This is a genomic window from Kribbella sp. NPDC051137 (assembly GCF_040682535.1).
Taxonomy (GTDB): Bacteria; Actinomycetota; Actinomycetes; order Propionibacteriales; family Kribbellaceae; genus Kribbella; species Kribbella karoonensis.
Genome location: NZ_JBFBBI010000001.1, coordinates 1,420,076 through 1,445,679, shown reverse-complemented (window position 1 = coordinate 1,445,679; position 25,604 = coordinate 1,420,076). Strand labels below are relative to the sequence as shown.

20 protein-coding genes are annotated in these 25,604 nt (G+C 70.3%); 6 read left to right on the top strand and 14 right to left on the bottom strand.

The features are described from left to right. From AB0M51_RS06830 to AB0M51_RS06815, 4 genes are all read right to left on the bottom strand, one after another. On the bottom strand, positions 1-1,311 hold the full coding sequence (locus AB0M51_RS06830) for an ATPase, T2SS/T4P/T4SS family (protein WP_344196551.1): 1,311 nt from the start codon (positions 1,309-1,311) through the stop codon (positions 1-3). Then, on the bottom strand, positions 1,308-2,108 hold the full coding sequence (locus tag AB0M51_RS06825) for a hypothetical protein (protein WP_344196553.1): 801 nt from the start codon (positions 2,106-2,108) through the stop codon (positions 1,308-1,310). Before AB0M51_RS06825 ends, AB0M51_RS06830 begins: the two co-directional genes overlap by 4 nt. Further along, positions 2,108-2,833, bottom strand: a complete 726-nt coding sequence (locus AB0M51_RS06820) for a hypothetical protein (RefSeq protein ID WP_344196554.1) — start codon at positions 2,831-2,833, stop codon at positions 2,108-2,110. The genes AB0M51_RS06825 and AB0M51_RS06820 overlap by 1 nt, the downstream gene beginning before the upstream one ends. 64 nt (positions 2,834-2,897) lie before the next feature. Continuing rightward, positions 2,898-3,377 carry a hypothetical protein gene (locus AB0M51_RS06815; RefSeq protein ID WP_363748405.1) on the bottom strand — a complete coding sequence of 160 codons (480 nt, stop codon included), beginning with the start codon at positions 3,375-3,377 and terminating at the stop codon, positions 2,898-2,900. A 147-nt stretch (positions 3,378-3,524) separates the two neighbouring features. On the opposite strand from AB0M51_RS06815, the gene AB0M51_RS06810 reads away from it, so the two are divergent. From AB0M51_RS06810 to AB0M51_RS06800, 3 genes are read left to right on the top strand one after another with little or no spacing between them, the layout of a single operon-like run. Next, on the top strand, positions 3,525-10,649 hold the full coding sequence (locus AB0M51_RS06810) for a hypothetical protein (protein ID WP_363748403.1): 7,125 nt from the start codon (positions 3,525-3,527) through the stop codon (positions 10,647-10,649). Between the two features lie 56 nt (positions 10,650-10,705). Beyond that, entirely contained in the window at positions 10,706-11,224 is a 519-nt protein-coding gene (locus AB0M51_RS06805) for a hypothetical protein (protein WP_344196559.1), read from the top strand. A 9-nt stretch (positions 11,225-11,233) separates the two neighbouring features. Beyond that, positions 11,234-11,857, top strand: coding sequence for a hypothetical protein (locus AB0M51_RS06800; RefSeq protein ID WP_363748400.1), 624 nt, complete (start codon positions 11,234-11,236; stop codon positions 11,855-11,857). Here AB0M51_RS06800 and AB0M51_RS06795 read toward each other — a convergent pair. The 9 genes from AB0M51_RS06795 to AB0M51_RS06755 are packed head-to-tail and all read right to left on the bottom strand — an operon-like array spanning position 11,839 to position 18,997. Next, positions 11,839-12,462, bottom strand: coding sequence for an acVLRF1 family peptidyl-tRNA hydrolase (locus AB0M51_RS06795; protein ID WP_363748398.1), 624 nt, complete (start codon positions 12,460-12,462; stop codon positions 11,839-11,841). The genes AB0M51_RS06800 and AB0M51_RS06795 overlap by 19 nt on opposite strands. Beyond that, a complete protein-coding gene (locus AB0M51_RS06790) occupies positions 12,459-12,842 on the bottom strand; it encodes a metal-sulfur cluster assembly factor (RefSeq protein ID WP_344196563.1) in 384 nt (127 codons plus the stop codon). Before AB0M51_RS06790 ends, AB0M51_RS06795 begins: the two co-directional genes overlap by 4 nt. Further along, positions 12,835-13,293, bottom strand: coding sequence for a Fe-S cluster assembly sulfur transfer protein SufU (sufU, locus tag AB0M51_RS06785; RefSeq protein WP_363748396.1), 459 nt, complete (start codon positions 13,291-13,293; stop codon positions 12,835-12,837). The genes AB0M51_RS06790 and sufU overlap by 8 nt, the downstream gene beginning before the upstream one ends. Before the next feature lie 2 nt (positions 13,294-13,295). Continuing rightward, positions 13,296-14,552, bottom strand: coding sequence for a cysteine desulfurase (locus AB0M51_RS06780; protein ID WP_363748394.1), 1,257 nt, complete (start codon positions 14,550-14,552; stop codon positions 13,296-13,298). Beyond that, the gene (gene sufC / locus AB0M51_RS06775; RefSeq protein ID WP_344196568.1) at positions 14,549-15,310 is read right to left on the bottom strand and encodes a Fe-S cluster assembly ATPase SufC; all 762 of its coding nucleotides are present in this window, start codon (positions 15,308-15,310) and stop codon (positions 14,549-14,551) included. Before sufC ends, AB0M51_RS06780 begins: the two co-directional genes overlap by 4 nt. Before the next feature lie 24 nt (positions 15,311-15,334). Then, on the bottom strand, positions 15,335-15,673 hold the full coding sequence (locus tag AB0M51_RS06770) for a non-heme iron oxygenase ferredoxin subunit (RefSeq protein WP_344196569.1): 339 nt from the start codon (positions 15,671-15,673) through the stop codon (positions 15,335-15,337). Next, the gene (gene sufD, locus AB0M51_RS06765) at positions 15,670-16,890 is read right to left on the bottom strand and encodes a Fe-S cluster assembly protein SufD (RefSeq protein WP_363748391.1); all 1,221 of its coding nucleotides are present in this window, start codon (positions 16,888-16,890) and stop codon (positions 15,670-15,672) included. Before sufD ends, AB0M51_RS06770 begins: the two co-directional genes overlap by 4 nt. Beyond that, on the bottom strand, positions 16,890-18,302 hold the full coding sequence (gene sufB / locus AB0M51_RS06760) for a Fe-S cluster assembly protein SufB (RefSeq protein ID WP_344196572.1): 1,413 nt from the start codon (positions 18,300-18,302) through the stop codon (positions 16,890-16,892). Before sufB ends, sufD begins: the two co-directional genes overlap by 1 nt. Further along, positions 18,299-18,997 (bottom strand): metalloregulator ArsR/SmtB family transcription factor, encoded by a 699-nt coding sequence (locus AB0M51_RS06755; RefSeq protein ID WP_344196574.1) that lies wholly within the window; start codon positions 18,995-18,997, stop codon positions 18,299-18,301. Before AB0M51_RS06755 ends, sufB begins: the two co-directional genes overlap by 4 nt. Before the next feature lie 155 nt (positions 18,998-19,152). Between AB0M51_RS06755 and AB0M51_RS06750 the strand changes: the two genes are divergently transcribed. From AB0M51_RS06750 to AB0M51_RS06740, 3 genes are read left to right on the top strand one after another with little or no spacing between them, the layout of a single operon-like run. Next, positions 19,153-19,872: an ABC transporter ATP-binding protein gene (locus tag AB0M51_RS06750; RefSeq protein ID WP_344196576.1), complete on the top strand. Its 720-nt coding sequence runs from the start codon at positions 19,153-19,155 to the stop codon at positions 19,870-19,872. Then, positions 19,869-20,645 (top strand): ABC transporter permease, encoded by a 777-nt coding sequence (locus tag AB0M51_RS06745; RefSeq protein ID WP_363748388.1) that lies wholly within the window; start codon positions 19,869-19,871, stop codon positions 20,643-20,645. Before AB0M51_RS06750 ends, AB0M51_RS06745 begins: the two co-directional genes overlap by 4 nt. Before the next feature lie 19 nt (positions 20,646-20,664). After that, complete coding sequence (locus tag AB0M51_RS06740) at positions 20,665-21,591, top strand: COX15/CtaA family protein (RefSeq protein ID WP_344196579.1); 927 nt, start codon at positions 20,665-20,667, stop codon at positions 21,589-21,591. 62 nt (positions 21,592-21,653) lie between these two features. On the opposite strand, the gene AB0M51_RS06735 is transcribed toward AB0M51_RS06740, so the two are convergent. Continuing rightward, positions 21,654-25,532 carry a carboxypeptidase regulatory-like domain-containing protein gene (locus tag AB0M51_RS06735; protein WP_363748385.1) on the bottom strand — a complete coding sequence of 1,293 codons (3,879 nt, stop codon included), beginning with the start codon at positions 25,530-25,532 and terminating at the stop codon, positions 21,654-21,656. Positions 25,533-25,604: the final 72 nt, after the last annotated feature.

Here is a 25,604-nt window from a genome sequence, read left to right as displayed (position 1 = left end):
TCACGCCCACGTTCCGTGCACGAGCGGCTGGTACCCGAAGTGCTCGAGCTCGTCCATGCACGCGATCGGCGCGTGCGCCGCGGCCCGGCCGTCCGGTCCCGGCGCGAACACCTCGCCGGACAGCACCCGCCCGTCCCAGCCGGTCACCTCGCGGATGCTCTCGATGTACCGGCTGACGCCGCCGCCGCGCTGGTAGTCGTTGTGCCGGCGGACGAACACCACGAAGTCGAGCGCTCCGGAGATCAGCATCTGGGTGGCGTCCATCGGCAGCCGCTCCATCGCCTGGATGGCGTACGTGCTGATCCGGTTGAACACCTCCATCGAGCTGTTCGAGTGGATCGTCGACAGCGAGCCGTCGTTGCCCTGGCTCATCGCGTTCAGCATCGTCACGATCTCGTCGCCCAGCACCTCACCGACGATCACGCGGGACGGGTTCATCCGCAGCGAACGACGGACCAGATCGGCCATCGTCACCTCGCCGACGCCCTCGGAGTTCGGCAGCCGCTCCTCGAACGCGACCACGTTCGGGTGCAGGTCCTTGAACTCCCCCAGCCCGAGCTCGAGCGAGCGCTCGACCGTGATCAGCCGCTCGTGCGGCTGGATCTCGTTGGCCAGCGCGCGCAGCAGCGTCGTCTTCCCGGAGTTGGTCGCGCCCGCGATCATGATGTTCTTCCGGGCCGCGACCGCCGCCCGCAGGAACGAGCCGACGTCGTCGCTCATGGTGCCGTTGGCAACCAGGTCCTTCAGGAACACCCGGCCGAGCCGGGCGCGCCGGATCGACACCGCGGGCCGCGAGGTCACACCCATCACGGCCGAGAGCCGGGAGCCGTCCGGCAGCCGGAGGTCGAGCTGCGGGTTCGCGGAGTCGAACGGCCGGCTGGTCAGGCCGGCGTGCGAGGCCAGCACCTGGATCAGCTCGATCAGTTCCTCGTCGCTCTCGGCCACCGGGCCGGGCGTCTCCTCGCGGCCGTCGCCGTACTGCACGAAGACCTGGTCGCAGCCGTTGATGTCGATGTTCTCGACCTCGGGGTCGTCGATCAGCGGCTGCAGCCGGCCGACGCCGAACAGCGCCGAGTGGATCGCGCCGGCGATCTGCGCGTCGTCGTCCGGCGTCGGCGGCGTCCGCCCCTCGGCCAGCTCGTACCGCGCGTGGTCCTCGAGCACCTGCACGATCAGCGACCGGGCGTACTCCCGCTCGTCCTCGGCGCTCATCGGAGGTACGCCGTTCACCTGGTCGCGGCGGCGCTGCTCGTTCAGCCGCTCCGCGACCTGCACCCGCAAACGGCGAACCAGCTCCTGGTCAGCGCTCATCGATAGTCACCCGGCGGGAACGCCGCGTTCGCCATGTCGAAGTCCTGCGGCGGCGGGGCGGCGACCAGCGAGGCCATCTCTCCAGCAATCACGCTCGCGGAACGGATCAGCTGGGTCTTGTCGAGCCTGCCGTGCCCACGGCCGTCGAAGAACGCCGCGCCCACCGGGTCGTAGGCCAGGTGCCAGCGGTGCCGCACCGGCAGCGACATGGCGTCCAGGACCGACCACACCTGCTTCACGCCGTCCCGCTGCTTCGGGTCGGCGACCACGACGACACCGAGCTGGGCGTCGACGTGATGCACCAGCGTGGACAGCCGCTCACGCAGGTGCGCCACCGACGAGCCGGTCGCCGTACACACCATCACGACCAGCCGCGCGGACTGGATCACCGGAAGCTGCGGCGACGACGCGCCGATCCGCCCGCAGTCCGCCAGTACGTCGCTCTGGTGCATCTGGTTGAAGGAGATGCCGAGCGGATGCCACAGCCCGCCCATACCGCCGACCTGCTCCGGCGAACGCACACCGAGCAGTACGTCGAGCCCGCCGTCCAGTTGCTGGCTGTGCGCCAGGATCACCTCGTCGCCCAGGCCCTTCCGGCTCGCGGCGGCCAGGCTGACCAGCCCGCGGTCCGAGTCGAGCGGGGCACCGGCCGGGCCGGTCATCCGGATCGCGACGTCGCTGCCGGCCGGGTCGCACTCGGCCAGCAGCACCTGCCGCGGCCAGAGCGCGCCGAACACCAGGCTCGCCGTGGTCACGCCCGGAGAGCCTTTCGCGCTCGCCAGCGCCACCAGTGCCATCAGTTCGACCCCACATCGGTCTTGGTACCGGGCGCCAGCTTCGCCACCGACAGCGTCTTCGCCGCGGCGGCCGCGGCGACCATGTTGACCTTCGACTGCGGGACCAGGATCGTCACGTTGAGCGAGCTGTTGGCACTTGTCTTGCTGTCGGTGATCGCACCGGCGCTCGAGGTCACCGTGGCCGCGCCGACCAGCAGCGTCGAGTTGCCGCCCCCGTCGTTGCCTCCGGGCACCCGGACGACCTGCACGATGTCGCCGACGCTCAGCCCGTCGGACGGTGCGTGCCCGGCATCCAGGCTGACACCGACCAGGGCGCCGTCCTGCGGGATCGGCTGATGGCCGTCCTTGGTGAAGTTGTCCGGCGTGACGAACTGGTCCTTGTACAGCCAGCTGGTGGTGTACCGGCCGACGTACTTGCCCGCCTGCGACCACGGGACCAGACCGCCGGTGGCGCCGGCCAGGTCACCCCGGGAGAAGTCCTTGGCCTCGATCTTGTGGCCGGGCGGCAGCGTGCCGGAGATCGCGACGTAGTCGGAGCGGTTGCCGCTGTTCAGCGCGATCAGCGCGGAGCCGGCGGCACCGAGCAGGATCAGGATGACCGCGAGCGCGGCCAGCGCCGGACGTCGTTCCCGGCCGCTGGGAAGGCGGTTAGGGCCGCCGCCCGCCGGTCGGCCCGCGGCCCGGGACCCTTGGGAAGTGCTACGCGTGGAGGACGAGAGACTCACCCGCCTACCGTAATGGCAGCGAGGTACCAATCGCGCCAGCGGCCCGGCGCTGTTCCATCCCCCGTTACCGCGCCGCGACCCGCTCCCGCTCCAGCGGCGTGAGCAGCTGGTTGAACAGTCCCGGACCGCCGTACAACTGGTCCAGATAGGAATACAGCGCCCGCAGGCAGAGGCCGACCTGTCGTTCCCAGGCCGGACGTGCCTCCATCCAGTCGACCAGCTCGCGGCCCTCCGCCAGCGTGACGGCCGCGTTCACCGGCTGGTCCATCCGGTTCGACGACGGGTCCCAGGCGGTGTTCGGGCCACGGACGGCCCGGACCGCGGCGGCCAGTTGCTCGAACTGCGGCCCGGTGTAGAACGAGCCGAACCCGTACCGGCCGCGGGCCGGATCGGTGCCGTGCAGCTCGTCCAGGTACTCGCAGAGCGCGAGGAACAGTTCGATGGCGTCGTACTCCCGGTCGCCCTCGGCGATCCGCCGCAGCTCGTGGACGAGTTCACGCGCGTCGCTGACCGTCCACTCCGACTCACCGAACGTCTCAGTCATGGAGCGGATCCTAGGGGGACGCACTGGCGTAAATCGTTAACAGTTCGGGTAGTACGAGTTGCTGGCGAGTAACCGATTGTTTGCTAGATTCCGGAACCAGAGGGTCCTGGTGACGACTGGTGAGCACCTGGACACTGAACGGGAGGGGTGATCCGGCTGACCACACCCACGTTGTCCGCCGCGGACGCGACGGCTCGGGCCCGCTGGGCGGTCGGAAGCGCCCTGGGGATCCTGCACCCGTCGGCCGTGCCGCTGCGGAACGGCCGGGTCCGGCTGACCACCCGCGAGGACGTGCTCGACGCCCAGGTGCTGCGGTCGCTGCAGCAACACCTCACCCGCCGCGCCGCCGACCGGGTCGTCGAGGACCGCCTGCTGGCCGAGTCGGTCGCGATCCTCGGCGCCGAGATCGCCCGCGCCCGCGGCCAGGAGCCGGCTCGCGGTGCGACCGACGCGCTCGACCGCTACCTCGGCGGGCCTGGTCTCAGCCCGTCGCGACGCGCCGAGGCCGAGGCGATGTTGCTGGTCGCGCTCGGCGGAGCCGCGGCGCACGATCCGCAGGCCGCCGAGCGGCTCCGCCGGATTCCGCAGCCGGGAACGGTCGTCCGGACCTCGGAGATCGTCGGTACGTCGGGCCTGATCAGCCGCGACGCGCAATACCTCGACGCCCGTACGGCGCGTCGTACGCCGACATCGCACCGTCGGCAGCGTGGCAACGTCGGCGGACAGCACCGCGCGCCGAAGCGCAGCCGTCAGCAGAGCACGACAGGCCGCCGCCTGTGGACCTCGCAGATCCGGGGCACCGGGCTGGAACGCCGCGAGCGACCCGCGTCCGAAGGCGTACTGACCTCGACGCACGCACTCGACGTCCTCGGCGCGATGAACCAGGACGACCTCGCCGCGACCCTGACCGATCAGCGGCCGGCCGGCCAGCTCGCCGTACTGCGGATACCCGGAATCGACGAGCCGCAGCACGTGCGCGTCGAGGTCGGTGACGTGCCGCTGGGCGCCCTCGCGAGCAGCGTGCGGCATGCCGGTACGGCGACGGACCCACATGTCGTACAGCTCTCGTCGCGACTCACCGACCAGCAGCTCCGCGTGGTGTGGGCCAACCAGACGTCGCAGCTGACGCAGGACGTCACGGCCGGCCGGGCCGAGCGCCCGCACGGCCTGCTCGGCAAGCTTCGGTCGGTCTTCGGCAGCGAACGCCGGGACCGCCGCGCCCAGGCCGACCTCGCGAGCTTCCAGCTGCTGCTCCGGGACTGGCACGAGGCGCGCGCCCACGGCCGGCCGGTCGCCGACCTGCAGCGCGACCTGGAGGGCCTGGCCCGGACGATCCGGCGGCACGGCGGCTCCGAGCCGGCGCTGCCCTGGGCCGACGGCGTGGTCGTCGACCCGCAGGCCGCCGCCTTCGGAGTCGCGGCCGGTCGTGCCGCGGCCGCCGCGAACGCGGCCCCGCACACGCCGGAGCACCTCCGCGGCCAGGTCGTCCAGCAGATCGAGATTCTCCGGGCCGCCGCCGAGGACCTCGCCATGGACACCGCCACCAAGCGGAACAGCTCGCTCGACGCCACCACCGAGGCCGAGCAGCACGAAGCGGCGGCCACGGACGAGGACGGGCAACGGGACTTCGGCGCGCCGGAACGGGCGCGCAAGCTGCGGGTCCTGGCGGACGGCGCCCGGCGCAAGGCCGTCCGGCACACCGAGATCGCCGCCGGGTACGAGACCGCCGCCGTCACCGCCCGCAAGGCACTCGCCGAGTACGAGCAGTTGCTGACCCGGATCGACGAGGGTGCGCCGCCGGCCCGGATCGCCGAGCTCGCCGCCGCGGCCGAGCGCCAGGTGCTGGCGTACGAACGCAGCCTCGACAAGGCGATGCCGGTCAAAGACCTGCTGATGACCGGCACTCCGGACGGGCAGCCGGTCACGTTGCCGGCCGACGACATCAACCGGATCCTGGCCGCGAACGGGATCGGCCGGCAGCTCCCGGGCCGTGGTCCGGCTCCGCTTCCGAGTGCGGAGTACCGGCGGCTGCTGTCCCGCGACGGCATGGTGTTCCCGGTCGGCCACGACCCGGACGCCGACGTCTCGACGCTCCCCCAGGTCCGGCTGCGGCTGGTGCCGCGCGATCTCACCGAGATCACCAACCGCAACTACGAGATGGCCGAGCAGATGTCCGGCACACTCGGCGAGGGCGGGACCAGCGTCGGCACCACCGACACCCACTCGACCAGCACGAACTTCGGCCTGTCGCTGCAGCCGTTCCTCGCGATGGCAGCCCCCGGTACGCCGTTGCACGCGGTCTCCCAGCTGGTGTCGCCGCGAGTGGACGTGACCCGCGGCCGCACGCTGGCCGACAGCAGCGGCGCCACCGCCCACTACCAGTCCGGCTGGGTCGACGACAACCGCGGCGAATCGCTGCTGTACGAGTGGTCCGGCACCTGGGAGATCGAAGTACGGAACTCCCCCACCGAGCCCTGGTCCACGGTCGAGACCCTCGACGCCGGGCGGCAGCAGACGTGGGTGTCCAGCGCCTACACGGTGCAGGCGGCCGACGAGACGATTTCGCTCGACGAGATCGGCCAGGGCCACGAGGTCACCGGCGAGTTCCCACGGCACGCGGTCACCAGCATCACCGGTCTGCAGGACGTCACCGACCGGCTCGTGCGCCGGACCCAACAGCAGTACGGCGACCTGGACCGAGTCGCGTACGACCACATCGCGGGCCTGATGGTCAACGACTCGCACCGGCTGCTCCGGGAGATGAGTCAGCCCGGCGGCCTCACCCGGCGGATCCCGACCGGCGGCGAGACCGAGTACGAGCTGACCTGGGAGGTCGAGCCGGTCTGGGCCGACGCGAAGCTCGTCGGCGAGTCCAGCTCGGAGATGTGGCAGGAAGAGGTCCTGGTCGACTTCGCCGGATCGAACGCGAGCCAGACGTTCGGTACGTCGGCGACCGCCAGCGCGGGCCTGGCGTTCCCGGGCAAGCCGGACGCGGTGAACCCGCTCGGCGCGGCGACGGTGCTCGACAACGTCGGCGGCAGCGGCGTGAACGTGTCGCCGAACGTGTCGGCCGGCCGCAACGTGTCCCGGACCGGCGGCCAGAACGTCAGCATGACCACGATCACCCCGGCCGTGCACCGCAGCCAGGGACCGACCCAGGGTGTACTCGTCGGCCTGAACGTCCGCGCCACGCTGCGCAGGGCCGGCGACCCGAAGGCCGCGCCGATCGTCGAGACGGGCACCTGCGAGGCGCTGCTCCGGGTCCAGGAGAACGACCTGCTCCGGGTCGGCGGCCGCGCGGACAAGGACGCCGTACCGCGGAACCCCGACGGCACCGTCAAGCTCGGACCGGACGGCCGGCTGCTGCTCCGCGGCGACCCGGCACCGGCCACCGGTCCGCAGCAGGCACCGCCGTGGATGGGCTTCGGCCCGGACCAGATCCGCGGCGTCGGCAAAGCACTGGTGCAGAACCTCAAGGGCGCCGACGCGGCCCAGTTGCAGGCGCTCGACGGTCTCCGCAAACTCGGCCTTGTCCCGCCGCACGGTCCGACCAGCGACGACGACCTGCAGAACCGGAACTACCAGCAGATCATCAAGCACCTGAACGCGCCGCGGATCCGCGCCGGTATGAACGAGGCCTGCCAGAGCGGCCTGATCGTGATGCTCGAGGACCGCGGGATCGCCGGTACGCCGAAGTGGCGGCCGTTCCGGCTGACCGTGACGCAGGACCACGACGAGACCAGCGGCCGGATGACCACCCGCGGCGCCGGCGTCAGCGAGAACGAGAACGCCGTACTCCTCGGCATCAGCTCCCGGGCCACCGGGCGGACGTCCGGGCGGTCGAAGGCGCTGCCGCTGTCGGCCGGCGTCGGCGGTTCCCGCGGCCCGGCCGCCGGGATCAGCGGCCTGATGGGACGGCTCGGCCTGACCGGCACCCGGACCGCCCGCGGCCGCAACTTCAGCCACACCGCCGGCCGCCGGGTCAACCGGGTCACGCTGAGCGAGTCGACCGAGCCGCTCGACCTGCTCGAGCAGGGCATCCGGATCCGGTTCGCGGAGATCACCGACAAGGGCGACGCGCCCCCGCTGGCCGACGTCCGCGGCAGCATGCGGATCGGGTACGACAGCGCGATGACCCGCGCCGCCGAACCGGTCTACGAGAAGGACCCGAAGGCGCCGCACGGCGACGCCGTACAGCAGGCCTTCCCGGTCGCCGTGGACGCCGGCAAGTACAGCGCGGAGACCGAGGAGTACGTCGGTGCGGCGGACGCGCTGTGCAAGGCGATCCCGGCGATCCACGCGGACTCGACCGCGCTGGCGAAGCTGCACGCCGAACTCGCCCCCACCAGTTTGCTCGCGAACCGCGAGTGGCTGAACGGCGAGTACCGGCTGCCGTTCACGGTCGTCCAGGCGCCGGGCAACCCCGTACACATGCTGCGGAACAAGACGATCCTGCCGCAGGAGTACCAGATCGTCGTCCGCGGCAAGGCGGTCGGCCTGACGCATCTGGCGATGCATCAGGAGAACAGCGTCGACATCAAGTTCCCGATGAACGACGTCGGCTCGACGTCCGGTACATCGTCGTCCGGCGGGATCGGCGGCAGCATCGGGGGCGGCCAGGTCGGCGCCGACGGTGTCGGCCGGAGCGGCGGCGCGTCGATCTCCCGGACGGGCGGCCGGTCGCAGTCGACCACGACCAGCGAGGCGTCCGGCGACGAGGACCTGCTGATCAACCCCGGCTCGCACCATGAGTTCATGGAGCGGTACGAGCTGACCGCCGACATCGTGCACAACGGCGAGGTCGTCGGGCAGATCGAGCTGCCTGAGGCCCGCGTCCAGAAACTGATGGCCGAGCGGCGGGCCCTGGAGCTGTACGCCGCCCGCAAGCTCGACCTGCCCTTGTGGGTGGTGTCGGACGCCGCCGAACGGTACCTGAACGACCGGCTGCCGATCAGTCAGCGGACCGCCGCCGGCCTGCTGCAGCGGTACCAGCAGGAGAAGGCCGGCGTGACCACCGGGCTGGCCGCCGAGCACACCAGCGAGCGGCTGATCGCGAAGGTCCGGCAGCAGAATCGCCGCACGCCGGCGTCTGCCCCGAGCCGGCCGGATGAGCTCCAGTCGCTCACGCACGCGATCATCGCGCACGCCGACGAACGCCGCGAGGTGCACACGTCGGACGCGTACGAGGACGGCCTCGGCGCGTCGGTGGTCGAGTCGGTCACCGTGGCGGGCCGCCCGTTCGACCCGCGGACGCTGGTCCAGCCGCAGATCGACGCGCTGGCGCCGGGGCTGCGGGCCGCCAGCCTGCAACTGCAGAACGACATCGACGTCGACCTCGACCCGAGCAGCTTCTCGGGTCACCTGAACGACATGCTCGGTGCCGGCGGCTTCTACGCGCCGATCGAGGTCCCGGTGCAGGGACAGGCCCGTCCTGACGTGCTGTTCGTCCGGGTCCGGGCGAGGTTCACCGGGCCGCGCACCATCGACAACGTCCCGGACAAGCCCGTCGACGAGCAGGACCCGGGCGCCGGGACCCAGCCCGACATCCCCAAGGAGGACGTCGGCAAGGTACGGCAGAAGTACGACTACACGTCGGTGGACCGGTCGACCGGCCATACGACGACCGTCGCCGGCGGCGTCGACGGGAAGGGCGGCCTCGGCGGCGGAACGGACGCGTCCGGCGGCCTGTCCACCGACCAGACCCGGAACAACACGGCCGGAGGCGGCGAGCAGAACACCACGATCGACCGGCTCGGTCACTTCGATCTGGTCAAGACCCACCGGGAGGCGATCTTCACCACCGAGGTCGTCCGGATCCGGAACGCCGGCTCCGCCGCGCAGGCCGGTCGCCGCTGGCAGCTCGGCCGGATCGACCAGGCCGACATCACCACCGTGTCCGCGCCCGCCCAGGTCCGCGCGGACCTGATCCAGTGGATCCCGCGCGGCGACGTCCTGGACGGACCGGCGCCGGCCAGGAGCGCACCGGCGGAGCAGGAGGTCGCCGACCACCGGCAGATCGACCTGCCCGAGGGCGCGGTCACCATCCGGGTCGCGTTGCACGGCAGGGATCGCGAACGCCGGCACGAGTTGTTGGAGAACCTGACGCAGTACCTCGAGCAGCCCGGAGTGCTCGGCCGGAACGGCACGGCGGCGTACGCGCATCTGCTGCATCAGAACCTGGCCGCGACCGCGCTGGCGGCAAAGACCGGCCGGATGTTCGGCCCGGGCATCGACCTGCAGCCGATGACGAAACCCGGCAACGGGAACAAGACCGTCGACGTGCACCTGCAGGCGACCGCGATCGGCTTCGAGCTGGACGGTCCGGAGGTCGAAGGGCAGGTCGGCCGGGTCTGGCGGCGGCAGAAGACGTACCGGTCCTCCAACTCCGCCAACCGGCTCACCCCGCTCACCGCGAACGCCGGTGTCGACGGCGGGCTGGTCGGCGTGAGCGGCTCGATCGGCGAGCAGGTCAAGGAGCAGGTGTCGGACGCGAACGGCACCCGGCTCGAGACCAGCAGGTTCCTCGAGGGACAGCTGGTCACGGTCCGGATCCCGGTCCGGTACGACGCGACCGTACGGACGAGTGTCGACCGGGGCCGCGGCGAACCGGAGACCCGGAGCACGACCAGAGTGCCGGACCTGGCCCGCGGGGAACTGTACGTCCGGATGCTCGGCCACCAGTACCTCGACGTCCTCCGGCAGATGGAACGCGGCGCCAGCCTCGACAGCGCCATCGCCCAGACCCGGCTGCAGGCAGCGCCGGACGGGTTCGGCCGGCCGGACTTCGTCGTCAGCGAACTGCAGCAAGGAGAGTCGGGTCTGGTCAAGCAGTCGTACCGGCCGCTCGTGGACCTGATGCAGCAGGCCAACCTCCAGGACCGGACGCTGGTGCTGCAGTTCGAGCAGGCCGACGGCCGGACGGAGAAGTACCGGGCCTCGCCGGGCGGTAACCTCGAGTGCGAGGGCAACCGCGGATTCGGCCCGGCGTTCGCTGCACTGGACCCGAAGGTCGCGTTGATGGCCCAGGACCGGGTGGACCTTCAGGAGCTGTACAACAGCACACCGGCAGACGAGTCGTTCAACGCCAGGGTCGCGCGGGAGTTGCTGCGGACGGGTGTGCCGGAGGCGTCGCTGTTCGGACGGGAGTACGGGACGACCGCCAAAGGGATGCCCCACCACGTACCCAACCGGCAGGCGCGCACGCACTCCGGTGGTTCCGCCGGGCGGACGATTTCGCCAACCGGCCACGGCCCGTCGCTGGCCGGGCCGTGAGCCGATGATGAATACTGCAGGACTTCAGCAGCGAGAGGGGCTTCATGGGATTCTCGGTGGTTCGCACCCGGGACGAGGCGCACCTGTACCTCGAGCTGCATCCCTGCCCGGACTGCGGGACCGACGAGGCACCCTGGCAGCAGGCACTGGTCGACGTCGACGGTGAGCTGTCGATCAGCTACAGCGCGGTCTGCCCGGGCTGCGACGCCGAGCGCGAGTACCTGTTCGGCGTACCGGACCGGGAGACACCGGTGCAGGGCTGGCCGACGTTCGGCGGACCGGAGCCGTCCGACGTCATCGACGCCGGACAGTGGCTCGACGTCGCCGAGCGGCTGGTGTCCGCGGTGCCCACCGATCCGGCCGAGGCCGGCCGGGCGATGGCGATCGCGCAGGCCGCGGTCGCCGAGGTGATCAAGTTCGTCCCGGAGGGCCTGGACGCCGTGCCGGACGAGGAGTTCTGGACGCCGGAGGGACGGGCCGCCCGGGAGCTGGACCCCGGCCGGTTCCGGCTGCACCGGTTGCTGCTGACCCGAGACGCCTACGCCGAGCTGGCACGAGAAGTGGGAGCGAGATAACCGATGCTGATGGCCCGCAGTATCTGGGAGGCCCAGACCTACGTGAGTCTGCGGCTCGCGGAGCAGCAGAACCCGTCGGTCGAGCCCGGGCAGCCGGTGCCGGCCCTGACGCTCGGCGACGCGCCGCCGATGAAGCTCGGCACGAACATGGTCGAGGGCCCGGACTCCTGGACCTACCAGTCCCCCGTCGGCGACATCGTCATCCCGTACGCGTCCGAGAAGACCACGATCCAGGTCGGCGCGCCGTTCGGGCTCGGCCGGTCGCTGCTGATCGACGCCGCCGAATGGGTGCAGGTCGCGTACCTGTACCACGACTGGGCGATCGGCGACATGCTGACGTACGCCGGTGAGCCCGACCCGCACAGCCAGGACGTCCAGCACACCGAGCGGCGCCGCTACATCCGGCTCGGCTGGGAGCTCGCGATCGACGCGATCGTGCAGGCGATGGCGTTCCTGCCCGAGGGCGACCAGGGCGGCGACCAGGTGCCGGACGCGGAGATCTGGTCGCAGTTCGGCCGCAGCGCCAAGCTCGCGGATCCGCACCTGGTCACCCGGGCCCGGCTCGAGGAGGACCTGGAGACCTACCGCGGCATCCTCGAGGACTTCGACCGGAACTACGACTCGGTCGACTGACTCAGGTCGATCCGGATCGCGCGGGCGTCGGCGCCGGCCTGCTCCAGGACCTTCTGTTTCGGGTCCGGTACGCCGAGGAACGGCGCCCGCACCAGCGGTACGAGGTCCCGCAGCCGCGGGTCCTCGAGCACGGTGTCGACAGCCCGCCGGTCTCCCCCGCAGACCAGTACGTCGAGCTTCGCCGGGGCCAGGATCCGCACCGCCACCTCGGTCGCGGCGGCGAACGCCTCGCGTGCCTGGTTGTCCCGCCGGCGGGCGTACCGCTGCTGCGACCAGCCGCCGGCCTTGGTCGTCCCCTGCACGTGCCGGGAACCCACCTTCGAGTCGAGAAGGTTGCCGTCGGCAAACACCCCGGCGCCGTACCCGCCGCGGCGGACCAGCAGTACGCCGAGCCGTCGCGGCCGCAGCACGTGTGCGACGAGCCCCTCGCGGGACAATTCCGCGAGGGGCTCGAAGGGCACCGTGACGACGGCCGTCTCGCCGTCCTCGGCCGACAACGTGACCGCTGTCGGCGTCACGTCGTACCGGACCTCACCGTGCCGTTCGCCGAAACCTGTCAGCCACCTGTCCAACCGCTCCGGCGCGACGTGAACGGTCCTGCTCACACGTTGAAGCCGAGGGCGCGCAACTGGTCGCGGCCGTCGTCGGTGATCTTCTCCGGACCCCACGGCGGCATCCAGACCCAGTTGATCCGGAAGTCGTTGACCAGGCCGTCGAGCGCCATCCGGGTCTGGTCCTCGATCACGTCGGTCAGCGGGCAGGCCGCGGACGTCAGCGTCATGTCGATGATCGCCGTACTGCTGTCGTCGACGGTGATGCCGTAGATCAGGCCGAGGTCGACGACGTTGATGCCGAGCTCGGGGTCGACCACGTCCTTGAGCGCCTCGGTGACGTCCTCCACCTTCGCCGGACTGGTGCCGGGCTGAGCCGCCGCTTCCAGGTCGACCTCGGGCAGCTCGATCTTCTCGTCGGTCTGGTCAGCCATTGCTCACTCCTTCGGTTGCCGTCAGGGCCTGCGCCGTGGCGTCCCGCCACGCCGACCACCCCAGCAGTGCACACTTCACCCGGGCCGGGAACTGCGCGACGCCCGCGAACGCCACACCGTCCTGGAGAACCTCTTCGTCGGGCTCGACATTCCCGCGGCCCTGCATCAGTTCGAGGAACTTCTCGTACGTCGCCATGCCCTCGGCCACCGGCTTGCCGATCACCAGGTCGGACATCACCGAGGTCGCGGCCTGGCTGATCGAGCAGCCGACGCTGTCGTGCGTCACGGACTTCACCGTGTCGCCGTCGAGCTCGACCCGGAGCGTGACCTCGTCCCCGCAGGACGGGTTCACGTGGTGCACCTCCACGTCGTACGGCTCCGCGAGACCCGCGTGGTGCGGGGCCCGGTAGTGGTCCAGGATGATCTCCTGGTACAGGCTGTCGAGCTGCATTATCAGTCCACCTTGAAGAACGATCGGACGAACCCGAGACCGTCGACGAGCGCGTCGATCTCCTCGGGAGTCGTGTACAGGTAGAAAGACGCTCTGGTCGACGATTGCATTCCGAACCGCTCGTGCACCGGCCGCGCACAGTGGTGCCCGGCCCGGACGGCGATCCCGCGGGTGTCCAGCACCGTCGACACGTCGTGCGGGTGGACGCCGTCCAGCGCGAAGCTGATCGCGCCGCCGTGGTCGGTGGCGTCCGTCGGGCCGAGCAGCTTCAGACCGGGGACAGTCTTCAGCCCCTCGAGCGCGTACTCCACGATCGCGTGCTCGTGCGCGGCGATCTTGTCCATCCCGATCCCGGACAGGTAGTCGACGGCCGCACCGAGCCCGACCGCCTGCGCGATCGGCGGCGTACCGGCCTCGAACCGGGCCGGCGGCGGCGCGTACGTCGAGCCGGTCATCCGGACGACCTCGATCATCTCGCCACCACCGAGGAACGGCGGCAGCGACGCGAGCAGGTCGTACCGGCCCCAGAGCACGCCGATCCCGGTCGGGCCGACGACCTTGTGACCGGTGAACACCAGCAGGTCGGCGCCGAGCGTGGACACGTCGACCGGGAACTGCGGCACCGCCTGGGAGGCGTCCACGACCATCGTCGCGCCGACCGCGTGCGCCTTGGCGGCGATGTCGCTGATCGGGTTGATCGTGCCGAGCGCGTTCGACACCCAGGTCAGCGCGACGACCTTGGTGTTCTCGGTCAGCAGCTCCTCGATGTTGCTCGTGTCGAGGCGCCCGTCCTCGGTGACGCCGAACCACTTCAGCGTCGCGCCGGTCCGCTCGCAGGCGAGCTGCCACGGGACGATGTTGCTGTGGTGCTCCATCTCGGAGACCACCACGACGTCGCCCGGCTTCAGCGACGCGCCCAGCGTGTGCGCGGCCAAGTTGAGCGCCTCGGAGGCGTTCTTGGTGAAGACGATCTCGTCCCGGTTCGTCGCCCCGACGAACGCGGCGACCTTGTCCCGGCCACCTTCGTACGCCGCGGTCGCCTCGGCACCGAGCTGGTGCATGGCGCGAGCGACGTTCGCGTTGTGCTTCAGGTAGTGGTCCTCGATCGCCTGCACGACCTGGCGCGGCTTCTGCGACGAGTTCGCCGAGTCGAGGTACACCAGCGGGAACCCTCCCGCCAGCTCACGCGACAGGATCGGGAAGTCCGCCCGGACCGACTGCAGGTCCAAGGGACTGCTGAACGTCCGGGCGTCGGTCACTTCGCGCCTGCCTTGAGGAACCGCTCGTAGCCGTTGGCTTCCAGCTCCTCGGCCAGCTCCGGGCCGCCCTCCTCGGCGACGCGGCCGTCGACGAAGACGTGCACGAAGTCCGGCTTGATGTAGCGCAGGATCCGCGTGTAGTGGGTGATCAGCAGGATGCCCTTGTCGCCCTGCGACGCGTACCGGTTGACGCCCTCGGAGACGATCTTCAGCGCGTCGATGTCGAGGCCGGAGTCGGTCTCGTCGAGGATCGCGATCTTCGGGTTCAGCAGCTCCAGCTGGACGATCTCGTGGCGCTTCTTCTCACCGCCGGAGAAGCCCTCGTTGACGTTGCGCTGCGCGAACTCGGGGTCCATCTGCAGCTCGCCCAGCGCGGTGTTCACGTCCTTGACCCAGGTCCGCAGCTTCGGCGCCTCGCCGTCGATCGCGGTCTTCGCGGTGCGCAGGAAGTTCGCCACCGACACCCCCGGGACCTCGACGGGGTACTGCATCGCCAGGAACAGGCCGGCCCGGGCGCGCTCGTCGACGGACATGTCCAGCACGTCCTCGCCGTCCAGCGTCACCGAGCCGCCGGTGATGTTGTACTTCGGGTGCCCGGCGATCGAGTACGCCAGCGTCGACTTGCCGGAGCCGTTCGGGCCCATGATCGCGTGCGTCTGACCACCGGCGATGGTCAGGTCGACGCCGCGCAGGATCTGCTTCGGTCCGGCCTCGGTGTCCACCGACACCTGCAGGTCGCGAATCTCGAGTGTCGCCATGAGTTTCTCTATCTCCGTAGGGTTTTACAGGGAGGTCTGGTTGATGGGGTTCTTCACGTCGACGAGTACGTCGTCGCCGTCGAGGCGCACCGGGTAGATCGGCACCGGGTCGTAGGCCGGCAGGCTGGTCGGCTCGCCGGTCCGCAGGTCGAAGCGGGACCCGTGCAGCCAGCACTCGATCTCGCACCCGCCGACGTCGCCCTCGGACAGCTGGATCTGCGCGTGCGAGCACTCGTCGCGGACCGCGAAGTACTGTCCCTCGCTCTTCACCACCGCGACCTCGACGCCGCCGACCTCGACCGGGACCACGCCCTCGTCGGGTACGTCGGCGGCGGCGCAGGCGCGCTCGAACGTGTCGCTCACTTGCCGACAACCGCCTCTTCGCCCGATGGGCGCAGCGCGGACTCGCTCAGCTCGGCTGCCCGGGCGAGCTTCTCCTCGATCACCTCGTGCAGGCGCTCGGAGACCTCGGGGACGCCGATCTTGCCGATGATGTCGTTGAAGAACCCGGACACCACCAGCCGGCGGGCGGCGTCCTCGGGGATGCCGCGGGCCTGCAGGTAGAACAGCTGCTCGTCGTCGAACCGGCCGGTCGCGGACGCGTGCCCGGCGCCCTCGATCTCGCCGGTCTCGATCTCCAGGTTCGGCACCGAGTCGGCGCGGGCGCCGTCGGTGAGCACCAGGTTCCGGTTCAGCTCGAAGGTGTCGGTGCCTTCGGCCGCGGCCCGGATCAGCACGTCGCCGATCCACACCGAGCGGGCCTGGTCACCGGCCAGCGCGCCCTTGTAGAGCACGTTGCTCTTGCAGTGCGTGGCCTCGTGGTCGACGAACAGCCGGTGCTCGTGGTGCTGGCCCGACTCGGCGAAGTACACGCCGACGAGCTCGGCGTCGCCGCCGGGTCCGTCGTACCGGACGTTGGTGTTCACCCGGACGACCTTGCCGCCGAGCGTCACCGCGACGTGGTGCAGCCGGGCGTCCCGGCCGACCAGCGCGTCGTGCTGCGCCAGGTGGATCGACTCGTGGTCGCTCTGCTGGATCGCGACCACCCGCAGGTCCGCGCCGTCACCGACCTTGATCTCGACGTTGCCACTCAGCTCGCCGGCTCCGGTGTGGTCGATGATCACGATCGACTTGCTGAACCGGCCGGCCTCGACGATCAGGTGGCTGAAGCCGCGGGCACCCAGGCTGGCGACGTTCACGTGCACCGGCTCGGTCAGCTCCGCCTCGACCGGGATCCGGACCGCGAGCGCCTCCGGCGCCTGGGTCCAGGCCACGGCCGCCGTACGGTCCTGCGGCTTGCCGACCTTGAGCGCGTCGGCGGCGACCGTCTCGATCACCACGCCGTCCGGGCCGGAGGCGTCGATCTTCGGCGTCTCGGTCCCGGCCGCGTCCTCGAACAGCGCCTTGAGCTGCTTGACCGGGGTGAAGCGCCACTCCTCCTCGCGCCCGTTCGGCACCGCGAAGTCGGCGACGTCGTACGACGTCGGCCGCTCGCTGCGGGCCTGCAGCGGGATCTCCGATCCCGCTCCGTGGGAGTGTGCCTTGTTGCCGGTAGCAACAAGAGTTTCAGAGGTCGACATCAGCCGACGGCCCCTTCCATCTGCAGCTCGATCAGTCGGTTCAGTTCCAGCGCGTACTCCATCGGGAGCTCGCGGGCGATCGGCTCGATGAAGCCGCGGACGATCATCGCCATCGCCTCGTCCTCGGCCATGCCCCGGCTCATCAGGTAGAAGAGCTGGTCGTCGCTGACCTTGGACACGGTCGCCTCGTGCCCCATCGCCACGTCGTCCTCGCGGACGTCGACGTACGGGTAGGTGTCCGAACGGCTGATGGTGTCGACCAGCAGCGCGTCACAGCGCACCGTGGACTTGCTGTGGTGCGAGCCCGGCGCCACCTCGACCAGACCGCGGTACGACGTCCGGCCGCCACCGCGGGCCACCGACTTCGAGACGATCGAGCTGGAGGTGTACGGCGCGTTGTGCACCATCTTCGAGCCGGCGTCCTGGTGCTGGCCCTCGCCGGCGAACGCGACCGACAGGGTCTCGCCCTTGGCGTGCTCGCCCATCAGGTACACGGCCGGGTACTTCATCGTCACCTTGGAGCCGATGTTGCCGTCGATCCACTCCATCGTCGCGCCCTCCTCGCAGGTGGCGCGCTTGGTGACCAGGTTGTAGACGTTGTTCGACCAGTTCTGGATCGTCGTGTAGCGGCAGCGGGCGCCCTTCTTCACGATGATCTCGACGACCGCGGAGTGCAGCGAGTCGGACTTGTAGATCGGCGCCGTGCAGCCCTCGACGTAGTGCACGTAGGCGCCCTCGTCGACGATGATCAGCGTCCGCTCGAACTGGCCCATGTTCTCGGTGTTGATCCGGAAGTACGCCTGCAGCGGGATGTCCACCTTGACGCCCTTCGGGACATAGATGAACGAACCGCCGGACCAGACCGCGGTGTTCAGCGACGCGAACTTGTTGTCGCCGACCGGGATCACCGAGCCGAAGTACTCCTTGAAGAGCTCCGGGTGCTCCTTCAGGCCGGTGTCGGTGTCCAGGAAGATGACACCCTGCTCCTCCAGGTCCTCACGGATCTGGTGGTAGACGACCTCGGACTCGTACTGCGCGGCGACGCCGGCGACCAGGCGCTGCTTCTCCGCCTCCGGGATGCCGAGCTTGTCGTAGGTGTTCTTGATGTCCGGTGGCAGCTCCTCCCAGGAGGTGGCCTGCTTCTCGGTCGACCGGACGAAGTACTTGATGTTGTCGAAGTCGATCCCGGACAGGTCGGCGCCCCAGGACGGCATCGGCTTGCGGCCGAAGAGCTTCAGGCCCTTCAGGCGCAGGTCGAGCATCCAGTCGGGCTCGTTCTTGAGGGTGGAGATGCCTCTCACCACGTCCTCGCTCAAGCCGCGCTGAGCAACCGCGCCGGCGGCGTCGGAGTCGGACCAGCCGTACTGGTAGTTGCCGAGGCCTTCCAGTTCGGGGTGAGCGGTTTGCGTCATCGTGCAGTCCTCGCAGATTCGCCGTCGGTTACAGGGGCCACAGGGGCAGGGCCCGGGATGTGCGTCGTACAGACACCGTCGCCGTGGGCGATGGTGGCCAGTCGCTGTACGTGCTTGCCGAGGAGTCTCGAGAACACCTCGGTCTCGGCCTCGCACAGCTGGGGGAACTGCTCGGCCACGTGCGCGACCGGGCAGTGGTGCTGGCAGAGCTGGGCGCCGTGGCCCGCCTCCGCCGTCGAGGCGGCGTACCCGTCGGCCGTCAGGGCCTGCGCGAGCACCTCCGCCTTCTTGCCCTCCGGGGCCTGCGCGAGCAGGTCCCGGTACCGCTCCTCCACCTCGGCGACGCGACGGCGGGCGAACTCCGTCACCGCGTCGTCACCGCCGGCCTCGGCGATGAACCGCATCGCGGTCGTCGCGAGGTCGTCGTACGCCGTGTGGAAGGCGTGCCGGCCGGTGTCGGTCAGCACGAACACCTTCGCGGGGCGGCCGCGGCCACGCGGGCCGTAGACGCGCTCCTCGCGGGACTCCACCAGGCCCTCGTCGAGCAGGTGGTCCAGGTGCCGGCGGACCGCCGCCGGGGTCAGCTCGAGCCGCTCCGCCAGCACCGCGGCGCTGGACGGACCATTGGTCAGGATCGAGCGGGCAACCCGGTCCCGGGTGGACTCGTCCCGCGCACCGGCGGTGCCGTGGGTCACGGCAGATCCAGTCGCAGGAGTTTTCACAACATCAGTGTCGCGTAATTCCCCGGGGCCTTCAAATAAGGCACGCCTTACCCCTCCCGCCACTCAGGCGGCCCTCAGCCGTGGGGCGTGAGCGAGGTCACTCCGGCCCGTTCCCTATGCTGCGTTACGTGCCAGTCGCGGTGGAGATCGACAACCTCGTCGTGCGGTACGGAGAGAAGACCGCGGTCGACGGTCTCAGTCTCACCGTAACCGCCGGCACGGTGACGGCCGTGCTCGGCCCGAACGGTGCCGGCAAGACCACGACCGTGGAGACCTGTGAGGGATTCCGGCGCCCGGAGTCGGGCAGTGTCCGGGTCCTCGGCCTGGACCCGCTCGCCGATCACGACGAGCTGATGCCGAAGATCGGCGTGATGCTCCAGGAGGGCGGCGCCTGGTCCGGCGTCCGGGCTGTCGAGATGCTCCGGTACGTCGCGACGCTGCACACGCATCCGCTCGACGTCCCCGCGCTGGTGGAGCGGCTGGACCTCGGCAGTTGCGGGCGGACGCCGTACCGGAGGCTCTCCGGCGGGCAGAAGCAGCGGCTGTCGTTCGCGCTGGCGATCGTCGGGCGGCCGGAGCTGGCGTTCCTGGACGAGCCGACCACCGGGCTGGACCCGCACGGCCGCCGGGAGATCTGGCAGCTGATCCGGGACCTCCGCGACGACGGCGTCACCGTCGTCCTGACGACGCACGCGATGGACGAGGCCGAGCAGCTGTCCGACCAGGTGCACGTGGTGTCGGCCGGCAAGGTGATCGCCTCCGGTACACCCGACTCCCTCACCGAACACCACACCAAGTCCCTCGAGGACGTCTTCCTCGAACTCACGTCACCTAGGCACGACAAATGACGGCTTACGCACCGCAGCCGGGGAGCGCGCCCTGGGCGCAGAAGGTGCTCTCGCACACCCGGATGGAGTTCAAGCTCCTGATCCGCAACGGCGAACAGCTGTTGCTGGCACTGGTCATCCCGTTGGGAGTCCTGCTGCTGCTCGGCGGGACCGGCCTCGGCGACCGCCTGCCGCTCGGCGGTGGCCGCCCGATCGACGAGGCGGTCCCCCGCGTGCTCGCGCTCGCGGTCCTCTCGTCGTCCTTCACCTCACTGGCGATCGCCACCGGCTTCGAACGCCGGTACGGCGTGATCAAACGCCTCGGTGCCTCACCGCTGTCCCGCACCGGTCTGCTCGCGGGAAAGATCGGGGCGGTGCTGATCGTCCAGCTGATCCAGCTCGCCGTTCTGATCGGCGCCGGGTTCGCCCTCGGCTGGAAACCGGTCGGCGGGGCCGCGGCCGTCTTCGGCGTCGCCCTCACCGTCCTGTGCGGTACGGCGGCCTTCGCCTCCCTCGGCCTGCTGATGGCCGGCGTACTGCGCGCCGAAGCGACCCTGGCCGCCGCCAACCTGCTGTACCTGCTCCTGCTGGTGGGCGGCGCGATCATGACCCCGGTCGACGAGTACCCGCACGGCATGCAGGCCGTCGTACGGCTGCTGCCGAGCGCCGCGCTGGCGAGCGGGATCGCGAACTCGACCGTGCACGGCGTGGTGCCGTGGGCCGCCGCGCTGTCGCTGGCCCTGTGGGCGGCGGTGCTCGGATACCTGGTCTCCCGGACGTTCAAATGGGACTGAGCTTTAGAGTGTCCCGGTGATGAGCACGGATACCCCGCCCCAGGAGAGCGAGCCCGTCAGCAAGTTCTGGCGGCTGATCCCCGAGCCGAGCCTGGACGCCGTCCGGCGCTGGGGATGGGCCTCGGTGGCGGTGAACATCGGCATCGTGGTGACCGGCGGTCTGGTCCGGCTGACCGGGTCCGGGCTCGGCTGCCCGACCTGGCCGTCGTGCACCGACTCGTCGTACGTCCCGCACGCCGCGCTCGGCATCCACGGCGCGATCGAGTTCACCAACCGGATGCTCGGGTTCGTGGTGGCGATCGTCGCGATCATCACCTGGCTGGTCGTGATGCGCTACCGCCCGATCCGGCGGGACCTCCGCCGGCTGGCGACCGCGGCCGCGCTCGGCGTCCCGCTGCAGGGCGTGATCGGCGGCATCAGCGTGCTGACCGGCCTGAACCCGTGGATCGTGTCGGCGCACTTCCTGGTCTCGCCGGTGATCATCACGCTGACCGTGTCGATGATGCGCCGGTCCCGGACCAGCCCGTACCCGCACACTCCCCCGGTGGTCCGCGCGCTCGCGACCGCCGCGGTCGTGGCGGTCTGGATCACGATTGCCCTCGGCACCGTCACCACCGGCGCCGGGCCGCACTCCGGCGACCCGGAGACCGGGCGGAACGGGTTCGACCCGGCGGTGGTCAGTCAGCTGCACGCGGACTTCGTGTTCGGCCTGTTCGGCATCACGATCGCGCTGGTGATCGCGACCCGGGTGACCGCGACCTCGCGCACGCTCCGGAAGCTGGCGGCGTGGCTGCTGGCGATCGAGCTGCTGCAGGGCGCGGTCGGCTTCACGCAGTACTTCACCGGCCTGCCGTGGGGCGTCGTACTGGTCCACATGTTCCTGGCCGGCCTGCTGATCGCGCTCGTCACCGCCGTGTACGGCGAACGCGGTACGCCCGCAACCTAGACGCTCGAAGTTCCCGGCCGGCAGCATCCTTCCCGACCGGCCGGGAAATCGTCGGGCAGACGTCAGTTGCGCGTCAGGGTGACCTCCACCGGGGTGATGACGTACGGCGTGTCCGAGGTGAAGGCGAGCCGAGCGTGGTACTGCCCGGCTGTGGACGTCGCGGCAGGGTCGAACCGCAGTCGTACGGTCACAGAACCACCAGATGGAACGGTGATCTGGGTACGGTCGGCCGACAACCAGCTCACGTCCGCGCCGAGGACACACGCGTCCTGACCGGACAGGTACTCCGCGAACGGTGTCGCGGTGAACGATCCGATCGAGCCGCCGATCCTGCTCAGCCCGCAGGCCGCACCTCCGCGGAACATGCTGTACGTGGCATTCGGCAGGGCCGACCACTCACCGCTCGCCGGATCGAACTGGACGGCCTGGTTGGTGATGTAGCCACCTGTGATGCCGCCCACCAGTTGCAGCTTGCCGCCGCTGCCCGAGTACGCCATGCCCCAGGCGGGATACGGCATGTCGGCGACCCGGGTCCAGCTGTCCGAATCGGGGACGTAGCGGTAGGCGCTCGAGACAGGGAACTCGTGCCACGGGTCGTCGAGCACCGGCACGAGACCACCGGCGCAGATCAGTCCGTCACCCGAGCCCGTGCACCCCGGCATCACGACGTGCTCCGGGTACGCCGCGATCCGCGTCCAGGTGTTGCGACCGGCGTCGTACCGGTACGTGGGAGTCGTTTCCGTGCACGCCTCCGACTCACAACCGGCCACCACGTACAGGGCGCCGCCGACGACCGCGCCCGCCGCGGCGGTACTGGGCATGGGCAGGTCTGCCACGCGTGACCACTTGTTCTTCACCGGGTCGTACACATACGTCGCCGAGCTCAGGTTGCCCTGCACGTTCCAGCCGCCGGTGACGTACAACTTCCCGCCGACGAAGCCGCCGACCGCGCGCTCCAGCGGCTCGGGGAGATCCGCGATCCGCCGCCACGAGCCGGCCTCCCGGTTGTACGCGTACCCGGCGGCGGTCAGACCGTCGTCGGTCGCTCCGCTGACCGAGTAGACGACTCCGTCGTCCGCAGCGACGACGTTGTCCATGATCGGCGTGGGGTAGTCCGGCAAGTGCGACCACGCCGGGTTCGGCGAGGCGTCCCGGGAGGGCAGCGGGTCGCGTCCGCCGTGCTGCTTCGCGAACGACAGCGGCGAGGCGTCCACCTTCTCGCGCCGCAGCGGCGCACCGGGGGACGTCGTTCGGCGACGGCCGTCAGCACCCGTGAAACCAAGGTCCTGCTCCACGAGCGACACGTGAGCGGGCTTCGTGCCGTGGTTGGTGAACGTGATCGTCCGGGTGCCGACCGGCCCCTTGCCGGCGTGGACCGAGATCGTGGACGGTGTCGAGGTCACCCGGCCCGCCTCCAGCGACCAGTCGACCCGGGTCGTCCGGTGCGCGACGACCGGCGTCGTCTGCCGCGCCTCGGCGTACTGGCGCCCGGTGGCGCTGAGCGGGACGTTGCCGGTGTGGCCGAACAGCCAGTAGTAGCCGTCGTCGATCTGCGAGTCGTCGGTGGTCGCCTGGCTCACCGCCGGAGTGGCTCCACCGCCGAGCTGTACGCCGGTCAGCCCGGCGCCGGTGTTGTGGTCCCGGACGAAACCTGCCACGAGTCCACCCGGCGCCGCCTCGCACGACCGGTTGCCGACGTACACGTCGTCCAGCTCCCAGAAGTTGTCGGCCTGCCCGCTGAAGCGGAACCGCACGCGGACGTCGCTCTTGTGCGCGGCCTGCGGGACCGGCACCTCCACGTGTCCCCGGACGAAGGCGTCCGGCGCCCGCCAGATGTTCTGCCAGGTGGCCCCGCCGTCGAGGCTCAGGTCGACGACGCCGTCCTGCTCACCGAACCCGTAGTCGTAGTAGTACGTGTCGAAACCGACAACCGGCTGCGAGCGGTCGGACAGGTCCGCGACCGGGCTGACCAGGCTCGTGTCGTTACGGTCGACCGGCGACGACCAGTTGTCGACGATGGCGAACTGGCCGCCGGCGCCGGTGAGGTTGCCTTTGGCACCGGGATCGTCGAACGTCCAGGTCTTGCCGGTGCCCGCGTCGTCGGTCACCGTCCAGCCGCCCTGCGCGCCCGACCATCCCTCGAAGCCGGTGCCGGCACCATGGAACGTATGCCCGTATCCGGCGGCCGTGCACGCCGACGCGTCGACGCCCAGCGCGACGTCGCGCAGCACGGCGTTCTTTCCGTTGCCTACGGCAACACTGGTGTCAGAAGGCAGATAGCCGGGCATGTCGGCTGCCTCGACGTGCAACCGGTACGTCGCACCGACCGGGAGCGCCACGCTGTAGCGACCGGTGAACGGATCGGTGTGGACGGCGCCGTCCGGGTATCCGTCGATGGAGATCTTGGCGTACACCGGCCAGCCCTGACCTGATCCGTCGGTGACGACACCGCTGACCGTACGGCGGGCTACCGCTGTCAGCGTGAAGTTCCTCGACAGCTCGGCGCCCGCGGACACGGTGACATGGTCGAGCGTCACGTCGGCGTACCCGAACTTCGACGCGATGACCTGGTAGGTCCCTGCGGCCACCGCGACGCGGTAGTGACCGGATTTGTCGACGACGGCGCGGGTGCGGTAGCCGCTCTCGTCGGTGAACGTGACCGTCGCACCGTCGAGCGGTTGGTTCCGGGTCCGCACCGAACCCGAGGCCCAGCCGTAGGATCCCAGGGTCAAGGCCGACACACCGTTGGGCGTACCAACGCCGGTCGGGCCGTCCCAGCCGGGGCCTGCCGTGCAGCGTACGTCGCCGCACGAGCCGTCGACGCCGTCGGTGACATCGTGCAGGGAGCTGTTGCGGCGATACGGGTAGGTGACCGGATTGCTCCCCGGCACGGGCGTGCCCGCCAGCGCGTACATCGCGGCGACCAGTGGCGCGGACAGGGAGGTACCGCCGTACTGCGCCCATCCGTCCTGCCCGAGGGTGTTGTAGACCGCAAGCCCGGTCTCCGGGTCGGCCACGGCGGCCACGTCGGCGGTGGCTCGCGTGTCCGGGCAACCGGTGTCGAGGCCGCGCTGGTAGTCAGGGCGCGGCTCGTAGAGCGAGCAACCGCTGCCGCCGTCGGCCCACGCCGCCTCGTGCCATCCGCGCGGCGTCGAGTCGTCCCGGGTCAGCGTCGTACCTCCGACCGAGATCACGTTGGGTGAGGTGGACGGATAGCTCTGGACGTTGCCGTTGTCGCCGGACGACACGGTGACGGCGACACCGGGGTGGTCGTAGTAGTGGTCGTAGTACGTCTCGAACGGGAGTTCACCGTCGATGCCGTACGAGTTGGAGATCGCGACAGCTCCCAGCGACGCGGCGGTGTCGACCGCCTGACCGAGGCTCGGCGAGCTGTTGCTGTCGGCCTGGACCAAGAGGATGTGGCAGTCGGAACAGGAGGAGGAAACCGCATCCAGGTCGAGGGCCGTCTCGATGGACCAGCCGGGATCCTCTTGCGGGTAGTCCGTCCCGCCGCGCTGGTCGACCTTGCGGAAGCAGCCGTTGTCCGTCGTACACGGCGCCAGACCGTAGTGCGCGCGGAACACGGCCAGATCGGATTCGGCGTTCTCGTAGCCGAACGCGTCGACGATCGCCACGGTCCTTCCGGCGCCGCCATCGGGCAGGGCGTACGCCGCCTTGATGTCGGCGGGCCCCAGCGATCCGGGGATCGGCCCGGCCGTTCGCTGCGCCAGTGAGCCGCGATCGCCGGCCCGGCCGACCGCGTAGCAGCGGGCCAGCGGAGTGGACCCGTCGGCGGCCGTCTGGGCGACGTTGCAGCCCGCCGGGACAGCGCGGCTGCCGTGCAGCCCACCTGACGTCGGATTACCTGCCGCGACCGCCTCTGAAGAAGCCAGGGCCGGCACTGTCACCGCGGACGCCACCAACGCAGCGATCGTGGTCACGACGACTGTCATGGTCCTGGTAGCGCGATGTCTTCTCATCAAGCCGTTTCGTATCCTTCTCGTGCGTTGCAC

What these genes read in the sequence shown, in the direction of transcription:
- AB0M51_RS06815 (WP_363748405.1), bottom strand. Translation starts at nt 3,377, where the DNA reads ATGACTGAGACGTTCGGTGAGTCGGAGTGGACGGTCAGCGACGCGCGT.
- AB0M51_RS06740 (WP_344196579.1), top strand. Translation starts at nt 20,665, where the DNA reads ATGAGCACGGATACCCCGCCCCAGGAGAGCGAGCCCGTCAGCAAGTTC.
- sufD (WP_363748391.1), bottom strand. Translation starts at nt 16,890, where the DNA reads ATGTCGACCTCTGAAACTCTTGTTGCTACCGGCAACAAGGCACACTCC.
- sufU (WP_363748396.1), bottom strand. Translation starts at nt 13,293, where the DNA reads ATGCAGCTCGACAGCCTGTACCAGGAGATCATCCTGGACCACTACCGG.
- AB0M51_RS06745 (WP_363748388.1), top strand. Translation starts at nt 19,869, where the DNA reads ATGACGGCTTACGCACCGCAGCCGGGGAGCGCGCCCTGGGCGCAGAAG.
- sufB (WP_344196572.1), bottom strand. Translation starts at nt 18,302, where the DNA reads ATGACGCAAACCGCTCACCCCGAACTGGAAGGCCTCGGCAACTACCAG.
- AB0M51_RS06825 (WP_344196553.1), bottom strand. Translation starts at nt 2,108, where the DNA reads ATGGCACTGGTGGCGCTGGCGAGCGCGAAAGGCTCTCCGGGCGTGACC.
- AB0M51_RS06830 (WP_344196551.1), bottom strand. Translation starts at nt 1,311, where the DNA reads ATGAGCGCTGACCAGGAGCTGGTTCGCCGTTTGCGGGTGCAGGTCGCG.
- AB0M51_RS06790 (WP_344196563.1), bottom strand. Translation starts at nt 12,842, where the DNA reads ATGGCTGACCAGACCGACGAGAAGATCGAGCTGCCCGAGGTCGACCTG.
- sufC (WP_344196568.1), bottom strand. Translation starts at nt 15,310, where the DNA reads ATGGCGACACTCGAGATTCGCGACCTGCAGGTGTCGGTGGACACCGAG.
- AB0M51_RS06800 (WP_363748400.1), top strand. Translation starts at nt 11,234, where the DNA reads ATGGCCCGCAGTATCTGGGAGGCCCAGACCTACGTGAGTCTGCGGCTC.